This window comes from Streptomyces sp. KM273126 (assembly GCF_004337435.2).
GTDB classification, from domain to species: Bacteria; Actinomycetota; Actinomycetes; order Streptomycetales; family Streptomycetaceae; genus Streptomyces; species Streptomyces acidicola.
The window spans coordinates 3,135,688-3,155,383 of sequence record NZ_SJXB02000001.1; the positions used below are offsets into that span (position 1 = coordinate 3,135,688).

8 protein-coding genes and 1 pseudogene are annotated in these 19,696 nt (G+C 70.6%); 7 read left to right on the forward strand and 2 right to left on the reverse strand.

The window, feature by feature from the left end; all coding sequences use genetic code 11:
- Nucleotides 1-85: 85 nt before the first annotated feature.
- The 5 genes and pseudogenes from E0500_RS13605 to E0500_RS13625 all read left to right on the forward strand — a co-directional run bounded on the left by E0500_RS13605 (nucleotide 86) and on the right by E0500_RS13625 (nucleotide 10,961).
- The gene (locus E0500_RS13605) at nucleotides 86-2,353 is read left to right on the forward strand and encodes a serine/threonine-protein kinase (protein ID WP_131568037.1); all 2,268 of its coding nucleotides are present in this window, start codon (nucleotides 86-88) and stop codon (nucleotides 2,351-2,353) included.
- 274 nt (nucleotides 2,354-2,627) lie between these two features.
- Nucleotides 2,628-5,408, forward strand: a complete 2,781-nt coding sequence (locus E0500_RS13610; protein ID WP_131568025.1) for a protein kinase — start codon at nucleotides 2,628-2,630, stop codon at nucleotides 5,406-5,408.
- Between the two features lie 153 nt (nucleotides 5,409-5,561).
- Nucleotides 5,562-7,418 (forward strand): serine/threonine-protein kinase, encoded by a 1,857-nt coding sequence (locus tag E0500_RS13615; RefSeq protein ID WP_131568027.1) that lies wholly within the window; start codon nucleotides 5,562-5,564, stop codon nucleotides 7,416-7,418.
- A 137-nt stretch (nucleotides 7,419-7,555) separates the two neighbouring features.
- Nucleotides 7,556-9,007: pseudogene (locus E0500_RS13620) on the forward strand (serine/threonine-protein kinase); the annotation flags it as partial.
- A 94-nt stretch (nucleotides 9,008-9,101) separates the two neighbouring features.
- Nucleotides 9,102-10,961 (forward strand): serine/threonine-protein kinase, encoded by a 1,860-nt coding sequence (locus E0500_RS13625; RefSeq protein WP_165935128.1) that lies wholly within the window; start codon nucleotides 9,102-9,104, stop codon nucleotides 10,959-10,961.
- Nucleotides 10,962-11,010: 49 nt separating this feature from the next.
- Here the strand turns inward: E0500_RS13625 and E0500_RS13630 are convergent, their stop codons facing one another.
- Together E0500_RS13630 and E0500_RS13635 are read right to left on the reverse strand one after the other, a co-directional pair.
- Nucleotides 11,011-13,116, reverse strand: a complete 2,106-nt coding sequence (locus tag E0500_RS13630; RefSeq protein WP_131568031.1) for a glycosyltransferase family 4 protein — start codon at nucleotides 13,114-13,116, stop codon at nucleotides 11,011-11,013.
- Nucleotides 13,117-13,136: 20 nt separating this feature from the next.
- Nucleotides 13,137-13,991: an alpha/beta hydrolase gene (locus E0500_RS13635; protein ID WP_131568033.1), complete on the reverse strand. Its 855-nt coding sequence runs from the start codon at nucleotides 13,989-13,991 to the stop codon at nucleotides 13,137-13,139.
- A gap of 468 nt (nucleotides 13,992-14,459) precedes the next feature.
- Between E0500_RS13635 and E0500_RS13640 the strand changes: the two genes are divergently transcribed.
- Nucleotides 14,460-15,929, forward strand: coding sequence for a VCBS repeat-containing protein (locus E0500_RS13640; RefSeq protein WP_309505049.1), 1,470 nt, complete (start codon nucleotides 14,460-14,462; stop codon nucleotides 15,927-15,929).
- A 32-nt stretch (nucleotides 15,930-15,961) separates the two neighbouring features.
- The gene (locus E0500_RS13645) at nucleotides 15,962-19,633 is read left to right on the forward strand and encodes a LamG-like jellyroll fold domain-containing protein (RefSeq protein WP_131568035.1); all 3,672 of its coding nucleotides are present in this window, start codon (nucleotides 15,962-15,964) and stop codon (nucleotides 19,631-19,633) included.
- Nucleotides 19,634-19,696 lie beyond the last annotated feature (63 nt).

Here is a 19,696-nt window from a genome sequence, read left to right on the forward strand (position 1 = left end):
CGTGCAAGGGACACCCTGGGCGTGGAGCGGTTGTCGGGTGAGGGACAATGGAGGCTCTGTCAGGGCGGGTTGCATGAGGGGACGCATGTCGGAGGCGGAGCGGGGCGGGGCATCCCGTCGGGACGAGAGCGGACGTCTCCTCGCCGGGCGTTACCGGCTGGGAGGGGTCCTCGGCCGCGGTGGCATGGGCACGGTGTGGCGGGCCAAGGACGAGACGCTGGGCCGTACGGTCGCCGTGAAGGAGTTGCGGTTCCCGTCGAGCATCGACGAGGACGAGAAGCGGCGCCTCATCACGCGCACGTTGCGCGAGGCCAAGGCGATCGCCAGGATCCGCAACAACGGGGCGGTGACGGTCTACGACGTGGTCGACGAGGACGACCGGCCGTGGATCGTGATGGAGCTCATCGAGGGCAAGTCGCTCGCCGAGGTCATCCGCGAGGACGGGCTCCTGGAGCCGAAGCGCGCCGCCGAGGTGGGCCTCGCCGTCCTCGATGTGCTGCGCGCCGCCCACCGAGAGGGAATCCTGCACCGTGACGTGAAGCCGTCGAACGTGCTGATCTCCAAGGAGGACGGCAGGGTCGTCCTCACCGACTTCGGCATCGCACAGGTCGAGGGCGACCCGTCCATCACCTCGACCGGCATGCTCGTCGGCGCCCCCTCGTACATCTCGCCGGAGCGGGCGCGCGGTCACAAGCCCGGCCCCGCGGCGGACCTGTGGTCCCTCGGCGGCCTGCTGTACGCCTCGGTCGAGGGCGTGCCACCGTACGACAAGGGCTCCGCCATCGCGACGCTGACCGCCGTGATGACCGAGCCGGTCCCGGAGCCGAAGTGCGCGGGACCGCTGAAGGACGTGATCTTCGGACTGCTCGCCAAGGACCCCCAGCAGCGGCTCGACGACGCGGGGGCGCGGGCCCTGCTCAGCGACGTCATCCATGCGCCCGACCCCAAGCAGGCCGAGCCGGAGCCGTTGGACGCGACGCGGGTCGTGGCCTTGCCGCCGGTGCCGGAGGAGCTCTCGGGGAAGGGGAGTTCGGCCGGCTCCGGGGCGGATGCCAAGCAGGGGGAGCCGGCGGAGCGCTGGCGCGGGGCGTTGCGTTCCGTGCGGAAGGCGGCGTCGGGGGCCGTGGCGGCCACGGCGGCGGCAGGCACGCGGGGCAAGGCAGGTGAGGAGAGCGCCTCCGGGACGGCTTCGTCCGGGACGGAATCCGCTTCCGCTTCCGCATCGGCTTCCGCATCCGCATCCGCTTCCGCTTCCCCATCCAAATCCGGCTCGGGGAGCAGCTCTGCACCCGGCTCCACCGCAGGTCCCGGGGCGAGCTCCGGAGTTGGTGCCGGGGCTGGGTCGGGGCAGGGGACGGCCGCCGGTACGGGCGTATCGGACAAGTCCTCCGACAAGACCTCAGACAAGTCCGGGGCGCTGTCCGGGCAGGCCGGTGGCTCCGGGGGCACCGCGTCCGGGGGCAAGGCCTCGGCCGGGCCGGCCGGAGCAGAGGACGTCGCCGCCACCAAGTCGGTCAACGCGGTGGCCGGGGGCCGGACTTCGGGGTGGCCGGAGATGCCGCCGCCCGACCTGCCGCCGCGGCCCGTGCCCCGCGCGCCGATCACCGACGTCGTACCCCGGCGGACGCTGGTCATCGTCGCGGTGGTCGTGGTGCTGGCCGTACTCGGCACCGTGCTCGCGCTGACCCTCGGCGACGACGGCGGGTCGGACTCCAAGGGCGGTGACACCAAGGCGGCCGCGTCCAGCGGCGTGAGCGCGAGCAGCAGCAAGGACGACGACTCGGGCGCCCGTACGGAGACCGAGAAGACGGAGAAGACCGAGAAGTCCGAGGCGGCCCCGGGAGCGGGTGCGTCGGCGAGCAGCGAGGCGAGCACGGAGAGCGGTTCCGGGAGCGGCGGGGACGCGTCGGGTTCGGACGGCATCGCGGAGTCGACGTACAAGGGTTCGCAAGGGTTCTCGATCGGGCTGCCGAAGGAGTGGAAGTACCGGTCGACGGATGCCGCAGGTGCCCGTTTCGCCGGGCCCGACGGGCAGAAGCTGCTGGTCGCCTGGACGACCACACCCAAGGACGACCCGGTGGCGGACTGGGAGAACCAGGAGCGCTACATGACGCGCTCGCAGTACGACCGCGTCGGAATACAGGAGGTGGACTACCGCGGCTGGAAGACGGCCGACTGGGAGTTCACCTACACGGAGAGCGGCACGAAGTACCGGTCGATCGACCGGGGGTTCGTGGTGAACTCACAGCAGGGGTACGCGCTGATGTACACCGCCAAGGCTTCCGACTGGGACAGCGAGCTGCGCAAGGACACGTGGCGGACGTTCACGGAAACGTTCCAGCCGAAGTCCTGAAGTCCGGCCGGAGGCCCGGACGACCGGATGGGATCCTCCCGGGGGATCAGGCGAAGCCCTGAGAGGTTCCCTCGGCGTCCTCTGAGAGGATCAGGCGAGGCCCTGAGGGGGTACTGAGACCTCTTGAAAGGCTTGGGAGGGGTGAGATCTCGAATCCCCTCAATGCGGGTTGCCTCCGGCACGTATCGTGAATGGCTGCGGACCGTACGCATCCAGTACGGAACGGGGCGCGAGGCGAACGGATTTGACCGACCATGTGGCCGGGGGAGGCATCGTGGACGACTATGCGGGACGGGTACTCGCCGACCGTTACCGCCTGCCGCTGCCGCCGTCGGACGAGTACGAACTGGCCGAGACCCGGGCGTTCGACACATACAGCGGGCAGGAAGTCCTCCTACGGCAGGTGCCGTTGCCCGAGATCGTCGAGGCGGAGGTGCTCGACGCGGACGGGTTGCCCGACGGGTACGTCGCCCGCGACGGCAGGGCAGGCCGGACCGCCGCGCGGACCACGCGTCGGCCCACCGACCCGGCCGTGCGCCGGGCGATCGAGGCCGCGCAGGCCGCCGCGCAGATCCCCGACCACCCACGGCTCGACCAGGTCTTCGACGTGTTCGCCGAGAGCGGGTCGCTGTGGATAGTGAGTGAGCTGGTGGGCGCACGGCCGCTGGCCGCGCTGCTCGCCGAGCAGCCGCTGACGCCGTACCGGGCGGCCGAGGTCGCCGCCGACGTCCTCACCGCCCTGCGCGCGCTGCACGCCCATGGCTGGGTGCACCGGAACATCACCGCGCGAACCGTCCTCGTCTGCGACGACGGGCGCGTGGTGCTCTCCGGGCTGGCGGCCGGAGCGGCCGAGGAGGCGCTGTGCGGGTACGACCCCGTGCCGGTGCGCGAGTTCGGGGGCGAGAGCCCGCCCGGGGAACCGCGGGGGGCATCGGGCCCTTCGGGTGCCTCCGGTTCCGCGGCTGCTTCTGCCGACGGTGGGCGCGGTGGCCCGGACGGCGGCGGATCGCGTGCCGTTGAGCTGAGGGGGCCCCAGGGCGGGGCGCCCCTGGCGGGTGGCGCCGATCCCGAGCTCGCGCGGCGTGCCGCCATCGAGGCGCGGGCGGCCGGAGGCGCCGGGCCGGTCACGGACCCGGACCCGTCGGGCGGACAGCGCGTGCTCGACGCGGGCGGTGACGTCCGGGCGGCCCGGGCCGGGGCCATCGCGGCCTACCGCGCCGGTGCGCGGGCCGCGGCACGCGTGCACGAGGAACAGCAGGGCGGCCAGAGCGTGGAGTTGCCCGCGCAGCGACCGGCGCCCGCTCACGGCGAGGTGACGCCCGCCTCGGGTCAGGGCGCGCCGTACACACCGCCCGGGCAGATCGCCGACCCGTACGGCGTGGCACGGCCGAACCCCTGGCACGGAGCGCTGCCCCGCGCCGGCGCTCCCACAGCCGACGGCAATGGCCGGGGACGGCCGGCCCTCCCCGGCGGCGACACCGGCGCCCGGGGCGGCGAGAGCGAGGCGCACGGCACGCGGAACGGCGCACCAGAGCACGGCGGACCCGGTGGACCCGGTGGACCCGGTACGGGCACCTATGGCGGTGGCGCCCTCGGTGCCGGCACCCAGGGGCACGGCGTGCCCGGCAGCGGCGCGTACGGCGCGGACCCCCTCAGCAAGGGCGCGCCCGCGAGCCCCTCGTACGGCAACAGCGCGTCCGCACCCGCCCCATACGGTGACAGCGTGCCCAGCCCGTGGGGCCAGACGGTCCCCACCGGTGCTCCCCGGCGTGGGCCCGCCACCGCGCTGGCCGCCGAGCGGGCCCGGCAGGCGAGGATGGCGGTCGTGGGCCCCGTCACCGAGAGGTGGGCGCCCGAACAGGCCGGGCCGGTGCACGAGAACTGGCAGTTGGCGGCGCCGATCGGGCCCTCGACCGACCTGTGGGCGCTCGGGGCGCTGCTGTTCCGAGCCGTGCAGGGGCACGCGCCGTACCCGGAGGAGAACACCGCCGAACTGGTGCAGCTGGTGTGCTCGGAGCCGCCCGCGTTCGCGGAGGAGTGCGGGCCGCTGCGGCCGGTCGTCGAGTCGCTGCTGCGCCAGGACCCCACCGAGCGGCTGGACTTCGAGGAACTGCGCGGCTGGCTGCGCTCGCTCGTGCGGTCGGCTCCGGAGCCCGAGGCCGGTGCGCACGTGATAGCGGCACCCCCCGCGGAACCGAACCGGCTGCCGATCGTACGGCGCCGGGGCTGGCTCGTCCCCAGGCGCCGCGCCGGGCTGCCCGCGGCCGGCCCGCACGCCCGCCACCGGCGTGCCAAGCAGGACCGGCCGCCCAGGTCGCCCAGGCCGCGCAGTCTCGGGCGGAACCTTCTCCTGGTGATACTGCTCGCGCTGGCCGCGGCGATCGCGTACGCCATGGTGTTCATGCCGAAGGCCGGTTCCAGCGACGCCGTTGGCACGGGCAGCGGTCCCGACACCGGCCGGACCGGTGCGGCCGAGGACGTCAGCCCCGCTCCCGAGGCCAGCAGCGAGCCGCGGCCCGACCAGACCTCGCCCGCCGACGACGACAAGAGCCCCTCCGGATCGTCGGGTTCGGCCGAGGAGCAGGGCAACGGCCAGCAGGTTGCGCAGGGCTTCACCCTGCGCAAGGACTCCGAGGGCTTCCAGGTCGCCGTCGCCCGCGGCTGGGACCGCACGCCCAAGAACGGGCGCGGCCAGATCGTCTACGCACAGGGCGGCTTCCAGCTCATCGTCGTCCCCGGCCGCGACAGCGCCGGCACGTTCGGCAGCGATCCGCTGGCGTATCAGCGGGAGGACGAGCGCGAGCTCCAGCCGTTCCGCGACTCGACCTGGGCGACCTCCAGCGGTATGCGGCTCATCGAGGTCGGCGGGCGGCGCATGGCCGAGGGACAGTTCACCTGGCAGGACTCCACCGGGAGCGAGATCTTCGTACGGAACCTCGCGATCCTCATCAACGGCCGGTACCACGTGGTGCAGTTGCGTGGCCCGGAGGCCGAACGCGACGAGGTCACACGCCTGTTCGAGCAGGCATCGTCGACGTACCGGGTGGCTGACTGAGCGTGAGGGAACCGTCCGCCGGAACGGTTCCCGTACGTCACGGCAAGCGAGAACCGTCACAGTGCTGTCTCTGTGTCCCCCCGTCCGTTCCCTGTGCGGGAGCCGATCTCTACTCTGATGTTGTCAAGACCATTGCGGGGCAACGTGAATCAGATGCAGGGCCTGCTCCTCGCGGGCCGCTACCGGCTCGTCGACACGATCGGCAGCGGCGGCATGGGCCGCGTGTGGCGCGCGCGGGACGAACTGCTGCACCGGGAGGTCGCGGTCAAGGAGTTGACGGCGGCGCTGTACGTCACGGACAGCGACCGGGCCAGACTCTTAGCCCGAACCGACGCCGAGGCACGGGCGGCCGCCCGGATCAACCACTCGGCCGTCGTCACCGTGCACGACGTGCTCGACCACGACAACCGGCCGTGGATCGTGATGGAGCTGGTCGAGGGCGTCTCCCTCGCCGACGCGGTCAAGGAACGCGGCCGTGTAGAGCCGCAGGAGGCGGCCCGGATCGGGCTGTGGGTGCTGCGCGCCCTCAGCGCCGCACATGACGCCGGAGTGCTGCACCGCGATGTGAAGCCCGGGAACGTGCTGCTCGCCGAGGACGGGCGGGTGCTGCTCACCGACTTCGGGATCGCTCAGGTCGAGGGCGACACGACCCTCACGAAGACCGGGGAGATCGTCGGCTCCGTCGACTACATCGCCCCCGAGCGGGTCCGCGGTCAGGACCCCGGACGCGCCTCGGACCTGTGGGCGCTGGGCGCCACGCTGTACACGGCGGTGGAGGGGAAGTCGCCGTTCCGGCGCACCACTCCGCTCACCACCATGCAGGCCGTGGTCGACGAGAACCCCTCCGAGCCGGCCCACGCGGGTCCGCTCGGGCCCGTGATCACGGCGCTGCTGCGCAAGGATCCCGCCGAGCGGCCCGGCCTGGCGGATGCGGAGCACATGCTCGCCGAGGCGGCGGAGGGGCGTTGGCCGCGTGGGGCGCAGGCGTACGTGCCGACCACCAGTCATGTGGCCACGCACCATGGGACGAACGAGGGTGAGACGAATGGCCACGGGACGAAGGGCCATGAGGCAAACCGCCATGAGCCGAACCACCATGAGCCGAACCACCATGAGCTGCATGGGCACACGGCCTCAGGGCACAGCACCCCGGGGCACATAGCCTCAGGGCACGCAGTCCCGGGGCACACGGCCTCGCAGCCGCCGGTCACTGGGGCACACCCCGGAACGGGCCCGTATGGTGCCGAGGCCCATGGGCCGAGCCACTACACCGCGTCCCACACCCCCGTGGCAGGCGCCTACCCGACCCACACCCAGGACCAGGCTGTCGCCCGGCCCGCGAAGCGCAGGCGCGGCCGTACCTTCGTCCTCGTCGTGGCTCTGGCCGCCCTCATCGGCGGGGGCACCGCGGTTGTCCTGCAGCAGTGGGACGAGGGGACTGCGCGGAACGAGGTGTCCGACACGCCCAGCCCGGGCCCCAGCGCCGGCCCCAGCGACAGCGACGGTGCGACACAGAGTCCCGATGACGGCACGGCCGACAACCTCCCCGACGGCTGGGTGCGCCGCACCGACCCTGTGGGATTCAGCCTTCCCCTGCCCAGCGAGAAGTGGGAGCGCAAGGTCTTCGACGCCAACCAGACCGACTACACCCCCGACGGCGGCAAGCACTTCATCCGCATCGCCGTTGACGACTCACCGGACTTCGACGACCCGTACATGCACCAGGTCGACCTGGACCAGCAGCTCGCGCAGCGGCTGGTCGACTACGAGCGGCTGACGCTGGAGGTCAACACCTACCGTGACCGCAGGGGTTCCCTGTGGGAGTACACGTGGACGGCGCTGGCGAAGGACACCCCATGGCCGGGGCCGCGCCGCGCCATCGAGGAGATGTACATCGCCCGTGACGGCGTCGAGTACGTCATCTACGTGTCCGCGCCGGCGGAGGACTGGGACACCGCGCGCAAGCAGTTCGACACGATATTGCGCGGTTGGCGGCCCCCGGGACAGTAGCCCGCTCACAGGGCCTGGCGTCACTCGCCGCTCGCCGCCCGTCACCCGCTGCCCGCGCGCCGTGTGTACGTCGCTTGTCGGCCACCCCGGCGCACGGTCCCGGAAGGGCTCCGTCCGTGTGGTGCATGATGGGGCGCATGGGGACCGAGGGGGACAACTTCCGTGTCATAGCGGACCGTTACCGCCTGGAGGCGAGGATCGGCCGGGGCGGCATGGGTGTCGTCTGGCGGGCGACCGACCAACTCCTCGGCCGCAGAGTGGCGGTCAAGGAACTCGTCCTCGACCCCTCCCTCGACGACGAGGAGTCACGGCGGCAGCGTGAGCGCACCCTGCGCGAGGCCCGCGCGGTGGCCCAGCTCAGTCATCCGCACATCATCGTCGTCCACGATGTCGTCGAGCACGACGAACGCCCCTACCTCGTCATGGAGCTGATCGAGGGCGGCTCGCTCGCCGAGCGCGTCGCGGCCGACGGTCCGGTGGACGCGCGCGAGGCCGCCCGGATCGGCGTCGACCTGCTCGGCGCGCTGCGGCGTGCCCACGACGCCGGGGTGCTGCACCGCGATCTCAAGCCCGCGAACGTCCTGATGGAGGCGGGCACCGACCGCGTCGTCCTCACCGACTTCGGCACCGCCCAGATCGCGGGCGCGACGACGCTCACCGAGACCGGGTCGTTCGTCGGCTCGCCCGAGTACACCGCGCCCGAGCGGATGGCCGGGGTCAGGACCGGGCCGGAGTCGGACCTGTGGTCGCTGGGCGCGTTGCTGTGCGCCGTGCTGAGCGGTGAATCGCCGTTCCGGCGCGACTCGTTGGGCGGGATTCTGCACGCGGTCGTCACCGACGAGATACGTCCGCCCGTGCAGGCCGGGCCGCTCCTGCCCGTCGTCCGCGGACTGCTGGAACGGGACCCCGACCGGCGGCTGGACGCGACGGAGGCCGAGCGGCTGCTGCGGGCCTATCTGGAGACGGGCCGTACGCCCCCGGCACGGGTGGGGCGCACGCCGGCACGACCGGACGCGAGGCGGGGCTCCGCTCGCCCGGACCCGCAGGATGCTTCGGGGGCCACCCCGCAGGACGCCCCCGCGCACTTACGCAACCTCGTGCCCGGCGAGCCCGGCGTACCCGGTGGGGCGGCCGAGCGTCCCCTACGGCAGCCCACCCGGGGCGTGCTGATCGCGGCCGCGCTGGTGGCAGCGATGGCGGGTGCCGGAGTGTCGGCGGCGGCCCTGCTCATGCGGGACGGCGGCGACGGGGGCGTCACACCGACGAGTTCGGCGCCCAGGACGCCGGGGAACCCGTCGTCGAGCCCGCCGTCGCCCTCGGCCACGGACTCGCCCTCGGCTACACCTTCAGACACGGACTCGCCCCCGGACAAGGCGACCCCCTCGGACACCGACTCGCCCTCGCCTTCGCACTCGGCCAGGGCCACGCCGCCGTCGTCGGGGTCCACTTCCGCCGGGACGCGCTCCCATGCGGCCACCGCGGCCGTCGCGGCCACTGGGCCCACGGCGCCCACCGCGCCCACCGCGCCCACGGAACCCTCGGGCTACCGGCTCGCCGAGGACCCGCGGGGGTTCGCGCTCGCCGTGCCATAAAAGGGAGATAAGCGGCAACCCGCGTCACGGGTCTGTGACCAGAAAGCGGCGAGGGTGGATGCCGGGCGCCTGCCGCGATAGAGATGAACCCATGAGCAGCAACGGGGGAGCCCCTTACGGGTCCGACGAGTCGACGAGTTTCGGACTGCAACCGCCGCGGCCGGGAGTGCCGTACCCGGGGAATCCGTACGCGCAGCCGACGGGGGCCGCACCCGCCCACGCGTCACCCGCCGACGGTTCGCCCGCCCACGCGTCGCCCGCCGACGGTTCGCCCGCCCACGCGTCGCCGCATGCACCCGTACCAGCCCCACACGCGACGCCTCCAGACGCGACGCCCCCGCACGCGACGCCTCCGCGCGCGGCACCCTCACACGCAACACCCCCGCCCACCGCTCCCGCTCAGGTGGAGTCCCGGCCGCCCCTGCCGCCTCAGCAGGACCCGGGCGCCGGACGTCTGATAGCCGGCCGCTACCGGCTGCTCGCCAAGCTCGGCCACGGCGGCATGGGCACCGTCTGGCGGGCCAAGGACGAGACGGTGGACCGCGAGGTCGCTGTCAAGGAGCCCCGCGTCCCCGACCATCTTCCCGACCGCGAACGTTCCAAGGCTTTCGAGCGCATGCGCCGCGAGGCGCGCGCCGCGGCCCGGCTCGACCATCCGGCGGTCGTCAACGTGCACGACGTGGCGGTCGTGGACGGCCGGCCGTGGATCGTGATGGAGCTGGTCCAGGGGCGTTCGCTGGGCGCCGCGCTCCAGGAGGGCACCCTCGGGGTGCGCGACGCGGCGAAGATCGGCCTTGAGGTGCTGGGCGCCCTGGAGGCAGCTCACGCGGCGGGCATCCTGCACCGCGACGTCAAGCCCGACAACGTCCTCCTGGGCCGTCACGACCGTGTCGTCCTCACCGACTTCGGCATCGCCCAGATCGAGGGCGAGACGAACCTGACCGACACCGGCGGCTTCGTCGGCTCGCCCGAGTACATCGCGCCGGAGCGGGTGCTGGGCCAGCGCCCGGGCCCGGCGTCGGACCTGTGGTCGCTCGGTGTCGTCCTCTACGCGGCCACCGAGGGAGTCTCGCCCTTCCGCCGCACCAACACCCCCGCGACCCTCCAGTCCGTCCTCAACTCCACGCCCGCCGCGCCCGCTTCGGCGCAGGGTCCGCTGGCCGAGGTCATCAACGGCCTGCTCAACAAGGACTCGGCTCGCCGCCCGACCGCCGACCGGGTCCGGGCCCTCCTGGAGGAGGCCGTCAAGCCCCCGGCCCCGGAGCCCACCCAGGTCGTACAGCTCACCGGCCCCGCAGCCGCACCCGGCTCCGGCTCCAGCGGCAAGGGCGTCCGCGTCGGCCCCAAGGCCCTGTTCGGCCTGGGCGCCGCGGTCGTCGCGGTGGCGGTGGCGGCCTACCTGGTGATCGCCGACCCGTTCGCGGGACCGCTCCCGGACGGCTGGAAGACCCGGGCGCACACGAAGCTCGGTGTGACGCTGGGGGTGCCCGCGGACTACCAGGTCACCAGGCCCGACGCCGACGACCGGGACAAGAACTGGTTGACCTACTCCGACTTCAGCGGCAGCATCTGGATCGGCCTGAACGTGGCCCGGAAGTCCGAGGACTCCCTGAACCAGATCAAGAACTCCGCGCCGGCCCAGATGTACGCCGACGACGAGAAGTTCAAGGACGACGGCAGCTACGACCTGTCCATGCCCGAGGGTGTGGAGACAACCACGGACGACAAGGTCACGTACCAGGGCAAGCAGGCCGCCGAGAACACGATCGCGTACACGACCACCGACACCCAGAACCCCCGCCCCCGAGAGCTGAAGATCTTCTACTACCGCACCACGGACGGGGACATGTACAAGCTCACCATCAGCTACCCCGGCAAGGGCGACTTCACGGACCGCGGCCGCGAGGTGGCGAGGACGGCGATCGCGAACCTGGACATCACCACGCCGTGATGCGGACATCGGTGCCCTCGGCCGAGTGCGGTGGGCCACCGATGGACCATCAGGAAGCGCTGATGGCCAGGTCGTTCGTGACGGTGAAGAAGAAGCGGGCTGCCACTGATCCGCCGGTTGACGTGGTCATCGTGACGGCCGGGTACTTGTCGGTTTCCTTGCGGTCCACTATGTCGCCGAGCAACCGTCCGAGGCGGACGGGTTCGGCGCCTTGGACGGGTCTGAGGAACAGGTCCCACAACGCCTTGTCGGGACCGGCGGGACTGGGCAGGGACATGAGCCGGGCGCGGAACAGCGGCCCGTCGACGGCCGCCACAGGTGTCTCGAAGCCCTCCGTGCCCTCACCGCGTGAAACGCCCACCAGCGCCGCTCCCTCACCGAGCACGACTCCGTGAACGAATGCCTCCACTGTCAGCGAACCGTCGTCGGCGGGCAGGGCCGTGACCTCACCATGTGCTGCGCGGTGAAACGTCCGCAGGGCGAGGTAGCCGTCCTTGGTCGTGTACGGAATCGACCACGTGACAGGTTCCCCAGCTGTGGGTGTCGCACTCAACAGACCGCGTTGCTCGACGAGGCCGGCCTTGAGACGGCGCCGTATCCCGTCTTGGGACCGCTCGATGTGCAGGTCCCAGCGGCCTTCGGCCAAGGAGAGCCGATCACGGGTCAGAGTGACGGTCCGTGTATCTTTCGTGTCGCTGGGCGGCTCCAGGGGAATCCTGAGTTCGTCGTCGTTGTGTCGGCGACGCAGCACGAGCGCGAGGCCTTCCCCGGAAACGCCCGACGCCCTCACTGAGATCCGTACGCTTCCCTCGGTGTCCACCCGGCAGTCGCTCATCGGCCGCAGCGGACGCGGCTTGGCGTCCCTGGCGAGTTCTCCGGTCGACGAGGAGGTGGCATTTTTCGGACCCGGACCCGGTGTCTCGTTGGTACGGGGAACCCGGGAGGCGCGTGGCAACAGAGCGCCGAGGGCACGCCTTGCCCGTCGGGTGATCTTCAGCGTCACAGGAGTGCGAGCCTCCAGAAGCTCGCCGATCAGCTGCTCGTACTGCAACGCGATGGCGCTCGGGGCGAACCGCTGGACGCTCGACCGGGCGGCGGCACCCAGTCTCCGCATCTGGTCCGGGTCCTCGATCAGCTTCAGCAGCCCGGCGGCGAGTGCGTCCGGGTCCCCTGAGGGCACGAGCAGTCCGTCGGAGCCGTCGGTGATGATCTCGCCGGGACCGTGTGGGCAGTCGGTGGCGACCACGGGGACGCCGGCGTGCATGGCCTCCAGGATCGTCATGCCGAAGGACTCCCACTCGGAACTGACCGCGGCGACGGACGCCTTCGCCCACTCGGTCTCCATGGTCGCGTGCGGGCCCATGAGGAACGCGTGGTCGTTCAGGCCGAGCCTGTCGATGGCGGCACGCAGGTTCGCGCGCTCGGGTCCCTGACCGTAGATCCGCAGCCGCCACTCGGGGTGTGCGGCCACGACCTTGGCGAAGGCCTCGACGAGCAGGTCGTAGCGCTTGACTGGCATCAGCCGCCCGGCGGCGATCACCAACGGAGCCTGTAGGTCGGAGGGTTCGGCCTTCGGCCGGGGCGCCGCGTTCGCGATGTCGGTGATCCGTGTCCTCAGCCCGGACAGGTGCCGGCGATGGTCGTCCGCGTCCTGCGCGGAAACGGTGACGAACGCGTCCAGGTGGCGGATGGCCTCGTTCTGCGCAGTCCTGACGCCGGGCACGTGGTTGTCGTACGACAGATGCTCCTGCCCGATACGCACATAGCGGCGCGCTCCGTGTTCTGCGAGGAAGACGACGAGTGCGGGGCGGGTCGCGATGACGACGTCGGCGTCGGTGCCGTCGAGGAAGGCGTGGAGGCGTTGGTCGGTGAGTGCCGTGTAGCGGTGGGCGAGGACCTCGGTGGGCGGCACAGCGACGGAGGGGCGCGCCATGAGCTCGTGTTCACCGTCGTACGACGGCGCTTCGGGGCGCTCGTCGACGAGCGGGACCACCCGGACCTTGCCGCTCACCCCGAGCAGCGGTCTCTCCTCGGTACGGAAGACCGACACGATCTCGACCTCGTGGCGGGCGGCCAGCGCCCCGGCCAGGTTGAGGGTGGAGCGGACCGTGCCGCCGATCGCGTAGGCGTTGTGCAGCAGGAAGCTGATTTTCATGAAGTGAGTCGACTCTCCGCTCAGGACGTCTTGCCGGCGATCCAGGCCATGACCTTGTCGGCCATGACCGTCTCGTCCAACAGCCCTCCCCCGTGGGCTGATCCGGGTACCGTCTCGACGGTTACGCCGTCCAAGGGCATGTCGTGCTCGACCTCCTCGTCGGCTTCGAGGTCGAGCGAGTGCTGTACCGGGACGAAGTCGCCCTCGGAGTGGATCAGGTACATGGGGGCGTCGTTGGATCCCGAGGCGCGGTTCTTGACCACCATGTCCTTCCAGGTGTCCCAGCAACTGGCGTGCATGGAGGTGTCCGTGTCCGCTGGGTCGGGATAGCAGCGGGCGAGGATGGAGGCGTTGTCACGCAGCTTGCGCTGCTGGGTGCTCGCGGCTGCGGGGTTGCCGTCGTTCCAGGCGCGGTATGGGGAGGCGACGGGCGACAGTCCCACGACGCCCCTGACGCGGTCGGCGCCGGAGCCGTATGTCGCGACGGCCGTCGCGATCTGGCCACCGGCAGAGGAGCCCAGGATCACGATCCGCTCGGGATCGAGGTCGAAGTCGGCGGCATGTTCCTTGATCCAGTCCAGCGCTGACAGCGCGTCGGTCCGTTGGGCAGGCCAAGCCGCGTCGAAGTTCAGCCGGTAGTCGACGGAGAACACCGCGTAGCCCGACTCCGCGAACGTACGCGACCAAGTGGCCCAGCCCGTGTCCTCGTACCAGTAGCCGCCGTGCAGCACGACGATGCCGGGCTGCTCGGTGCCGGACGCGTTCCAGTAGGCGTCGAGCTTCTGTCGCTCGTGGGAGCCGTAGGAGTACGTGGCCTCACTGCGGTCGGCAGCCCGGCTGCTACGCGCGTCAACGGTGACGAACGCGATGACCATCGCCGCGCACAGAACAAGACAACCCCAGAGCCGACGCACGGCTACCTGCCCTTCGAGTGGAGTGATGGCAGGCGACTGGCGTGGCGTGCACCGGTTTTCGGACAGAGCACGCACGAGGTGAATTGTGGCTCGCCCGGCCTGCTTGCGCGAGCAGGGTGGAATGTAACTGCCCGGAGTAACCGCCAGTCAAGCGCAGTTTTGCAGTTGGCGTGGAATCTGGCTTCCGTCACATTGGCGGCGGCTGCGGGCGGCTTGTGTAAATTTCGTCCATCCCGTGCGCCAACCATGGGAAAAGCAGGGTTGACGTAAGAGTAAAGAGTGCCTTTAAGTTGCTGCTCATGTGACCTGGGGTGTGGATGTGGTCACACAACGGAACATGAGGGGTGGGTTGTGCGAATACGCACAAGCACTGCGGGGGCTGCTTTACTGGCGGCAGTCGTTCTGTCATCAGGGCTGTTGCCCTCCAGCGTGACCGAGGTGGCCGCCGCCACCTGCACCGGTGGAACGTCGACGGACTTCAACGGTGACGGCATTGTCGACACGGTCATCGCCGACCCGAACGCCACGGTCAACGGAGCCAAGAACGCGGGCCTGGTGCGTGTGGTGCTCGGTGGCGACAAGGGCGTCTTCGAGATCTCGCAGGCAACCAGTGGGATGAACGCCCAGCCGGAGCGGGGCGATCAGTTCGGATTCTCCCGTGCCACGTTCGACGTGGACGGGGACGGTTGCACGGACCTGGTCGTCGGCGCCCCGTACGAGGACGTCACCAAGGACGGCGAGGACCTGCACGACGCCGGAGCGATCTACGTCATCCACGGCACACCCACCGGGATCGGTGCGGGCTCGACGATCGAGAGCTACACCCAGGCACAGTTCGACTCCTCGACGGTGACCGAGGCGTACGACCGGTTCGGTTTCGCCCTCAAGGCCGGCGCCACTGCCGGTGGCGAGCCGTACCTCGTGATCGGTGTGCCGGGCGAGAACGTCACGGTCGACGGCACGGACTACGCGGACGCCGGTTGCATCCATTACATGCAGGGTTCGTCCAAGTACACGGTCAACCAGGACGATCCCGGTGTGCCGGGCGTCGTGGAGGCCCACGACCGCTTCGGCTACTCCCTCGCGGGCACGAACCGGTACTTCGCCGTCGGCGCGCCCGGCGAGGCGATCGAGGAGGAGACGTTCGCCGGTGCGGTCACGGTCTTCAACCACACGATCACCAGCGGCGTGCCGACGGCCCTGGCCGGCATGAACCAGGGAGACGGGATCCTCTCCGGAGCCGCGGAGAGGGACGACGGCTTCGGAACGTCCATCTCCATGACGAACTTCAGGCCCTCGGACCAGACCTACAACTCGGACGCACTGCTGGCCATCGGCACTCCCGGAGGGGACGTCGGCGACACGGTTGACGCGGGTAGCGTCACGGTGGCGCTGATGCAGCCCTCAGGTGCGTACACGCAGACGGCCGTGGCACACGCCGACGTCGTCGACGTGGAGGGAGAAGCGACAGCCGGTGACTTCTTCGGACAGCGGGTGACCATCGCCAACACCGACACCAGCGTCGTCACTACCGCCGAAACCGTACGTCTCGCCGTCGGCATCCCCGGCAGGGAGGTGGGCACGGCCGCCGACGCGGGCGCCGTCCAGATCTTCCGGCCAATGGCCGCCCTCGGCGCGAACGACAGGCTCCTGACCCGCGGCTCAGGCCTGCCGGGCACCGCCACCGCGCGCGACTACACCGGCATTGCCCTGACCTCGGGCGCCAGCAATCTCTACCTTGGCGTGCCCTACAGCAAGGCGTCCGGGACCACCAAGGGCGTGCTCTACGTCCTGCCGTGGACGGAAGCCGACGGGGCGACCAGCACGGGCGCCACCACGTACCAGCCGGGGGCGGGCGGACTGCCCGGCGACGGCGTCTCGTTCGGCGTGGTCGGGTGACCGGCGGCACGGGAAGAAAGAAGCACACCGCGATGAAGCTTCGTACGTCCAGAGGCCGCCGCTCGGGCCGCTCGCTCGCTGTCGCCACCGGCCTCACGGCCCTGCTGGCGACGGTACTCGGCGGCGCTCCCGCGCTCGACGGCACGCCCCAGCGGGCCGCCGCGGCGACGGACGACCGCCCCACCGCTGCCGGAACGGAGGCCGCACAGGCCAAGGCGGTCGAGTCCGGGAGGAAGGTCGAGGTCCTCTCCCTGCGCGACGAGCGTTCCACCACCCACGCCAACCCCGACGGCACCTTCACCACCAGGCAGTACGTACAGCCGGTGCGAGTCCGCAAGAATGGCGAGTGGACCGATATCGACACCACGCTGGTGAGGCAGAAGAACGGCAGTTGGGCGCCGAAGGCGGCCCTTGCCGCCATGTCGTTCTCCAACGGCGGCAGCACCACCTTCGCCGAGATCGAGAAGGACGGCCGCTCGCTGTCCCTGGACTGGCTGGACAAGCTGCCCAAGCCCGAGATCGAGGGCTCGACCGCGCTGTACAACAACGTCCTGCGCGGGGTGGACCTCAAGGTCACGGCGAGCGCGGACGGGTTCGCACACGTCCTGGTCGTCAAGGATGCCAAGGCTGCGGCACAGCCCGAGCTCGCCCAGCTCGACCTCCCGGTCAAGTCACAGGGAATCAAGGTCAAGAAGACCGAGAACGGTGGACTGACCGCGGCCGACGCGGCCACGGGCGGTGCGGTCTTCGAGGCGGCCCAGCCCATGATGTGGGACTCCAGCGGTGCGATTTCCACTCCCGAGGGGGCCGCGAGCGCACCGACCGCTGCCGCAACCCCGGACACCACTGAAGTGACAACATCTGCCGATGAGGTGGTGACCCCGCCCGACGGCGCCCGCGTCGCGGATGTCGGGGTGGACGTAGCGGCCGGGACGTTGTTGCTGAAGCCGGATGCCAGCCTGCTCAAGGGCAAGGACACCGTCTACCCGGTCTACATCGATCCGGTGACCAAGACGGCGAACCGTTCCGCCTGGACCATGGTGTCCTCGTACTACCCCTCCGCCGAGTTCTGGAAGTTCTCCGACCACGAGGGCGTCGGCCGCTGTCCCGCGGATGTGTCCTACCAGTGCGCGTCCCTCAACGACGTGAAGCGGCAGTTCTTCGCCATCCCGACGGGCACCTTCCAGGACAAGAAGATCGTGAAGGCCGAGTTCGCCGTCACGATGGTGCATACCTACAGCTCCTCGAGCCGCGAGGTGGAGCTCGGCCGGGTGAACTCCTCGGGCGCGAGCGCGATCAACTCGGGGACGAACTGGAGCAACCAGCCGTCACTGAAGGAGACCATCACCTCACAGTCGCCGACCAACCCGGCAGGATCATGCACGTCCACCAACCAGAACGTCCGCTTCACCGTGACGGGCACGGTGCAGAAGGCTGCGGACAGCGGCTGGGACACCACGACGTTCCGGCTCAAGGCGGGCCGCGGGGCGGAGAACGAGAGCGACTACTCGTACTGGAAGCGGTTCTGCGGAAACGCGCACCTTGAGGTCACCTACAACCGGCCGCCACTACAGCCCGAGATGGACGACCTGCAGATGTCGCCCGGCGGCGTGTGCGAGTACGGGAACGCCACCGAGCACTACGTTGCCGAGGTCCCGGTCCTGTCCGCGTACATCAAGGACTACGACCACGGTGACCTCGGAGGGAACACGGAGAAACTCCAGGCGCAGTTCCAGGTCTTCTGGACCAAGGACGGCACTTCCTACACCAAGACCGCCACGATGCCGGCCAAGAGTACGACGGACGCGTCCAACAGCGGTCAGACGGGGGGCGCGCTGTTCAAGTACAGGGCGGGTTCCGATGTCGCGGGCGACGGCGAGGCCGGCTTCACCGTGCCGCAGAACGTGACCATCGGCTGGGCGGTGCGCGGCTTCGACGGTCAGGACTGGGGTCCGTGGAGCCTGGCCGGGGACGCGACGCGATGTGAGTTCATCTATGACGCCACGGTGCCCAAGGCACCGGTGATCACCTCCACCGAGTACCCGGCCGACGACGCCTGGCACGCGGGTGTGGGTGACTACGGAAGCTTCACCTTCGACTCGCCGTCCACGGACGTGGTCTCGTACAAGTACCGGTTCAAGGGGGACGGTTCCTGGAAGACCGTCGACGCCTCGTCCACGGGCGGGCCCGCCACGGTGAAGTGGATGCCACCGGACGAGGGCCCGATGTACGTCGAGGCCAAGGCGGTGGACGGTGCCGGTAACGCGCAAAAGACCCCGGCCGCGCACACCTTCCTCGTCAGCGACGGCCGCGCCCCTGCCGCCGGCTGGACGCTGGGCGACGCCAGGGGATCGACCGTGGCCGTCGGCACCAGCGGCTCCCCGGACGCCCGTCCCGGATCAGGTGTCTCCTTCGGTAACGAGGGACCGCTCGGCCCGACGGACACGGCGGCGTCCCTCGACGGGACGGCAAACGCCTACCTGGATGCGGGTGCTCCGGCCGTGGACACCAGTCGCACCTTCTCGGTGAGTGCCTGGGTGAACCTGGCCGAACGGCCCACCGAGGACGTCACGGTGGTCAGCCAGGACGGCACCTCCGAGCCCGGCTTCGAGCTGGGTTACGACGTGGACACCGAGTCCTGGGTCTTCCGTACGCCGGTGACGGACATGGAGACGATGGGCACGTGGAAGGTGTCCGGCGCGACCGCCGTCCCCGGCAGCTGGATGCACCTGATCGGCGTGTACGACGAGGTGACGGGCACGCTGAGCCTGTTCGTCAACGGCGACCTCCTGGAGGAGGACGTCCAGCCGCGCCGCACGGTGTGGAACGCCACGGGCGGGGTCCAGATCGGCCGGAAGATCTCCCTCGACGGCTACACCAACCACTTCAAGGGCAACATCGCGGACGTCAAGATCTACGACCGCGTCGTCCCCGAGGCCGAGGGCGAGAACCTGGGCGGGATCTCCGCAGCCCAGCTCGCGTACTGGGCCGTGGACAGCGCGTCGGGTGGAGTGACACCGGAGGAGGCGGGCGGTACCGGGCTGTCTCTGGGCGGTGGCGCGTCGATCTACCTGCCGGACGACTCGTGCGACCCGGCGCTCGACCCCGATTGCCTGCCGCCCGCCGAGCCGCTGTGGGGGGACGGCCACCTGGAACTGGACGGCACCAGCGGATACGCGACCCGTACGTCCGGTCTGCTGGCGAAGGAGGACAGCTTCACGCTGACCGCGAGGGCACGGCTGGCCACCGTCGCCCCGGGCAGGGACCTCACGGTTCTGTCGCTGGCGGGTGCCGCGGCCAGTGCGGTCGAGGTCAGGTACCTCGCCTCCGCGGACCGCTGGCAGCTCAAGGCCACCGAAAAGGACGGCAGTTCGGCTGCAGTGACCGAGGTGCAGAGCAACGGCAGTGCGCCGAGCGCGGAGGGCAACGGCGACCACCTCGCTCTGGTCTACTCGGCCGTCTTCGGTGACGTGCTGCTGTACGTCAACGGCGAGCTGGCGGCCAAGGCAGCCTGGGACAACAGCTGGGACTTCACCACGGCCAGTGTCCAGGTCGGCCGGAGCCTCAAGGGATCGACCGCGTCCGGCTACTTCGCGGGCGCCGTCGATGAGTTGCGGATCTTCCGCGGCGCTCTGGACACGAGCATGGTGCCCACGGTGGCCGTGCTGCCGAGCGGGGAGAGCATCGAAGAGACGGTGACCTGATCCGCCTGAGTGGGGCGGGACTCGGATCCCATCAGGGATCCGGGGCCCGCCCCACGTGTATGT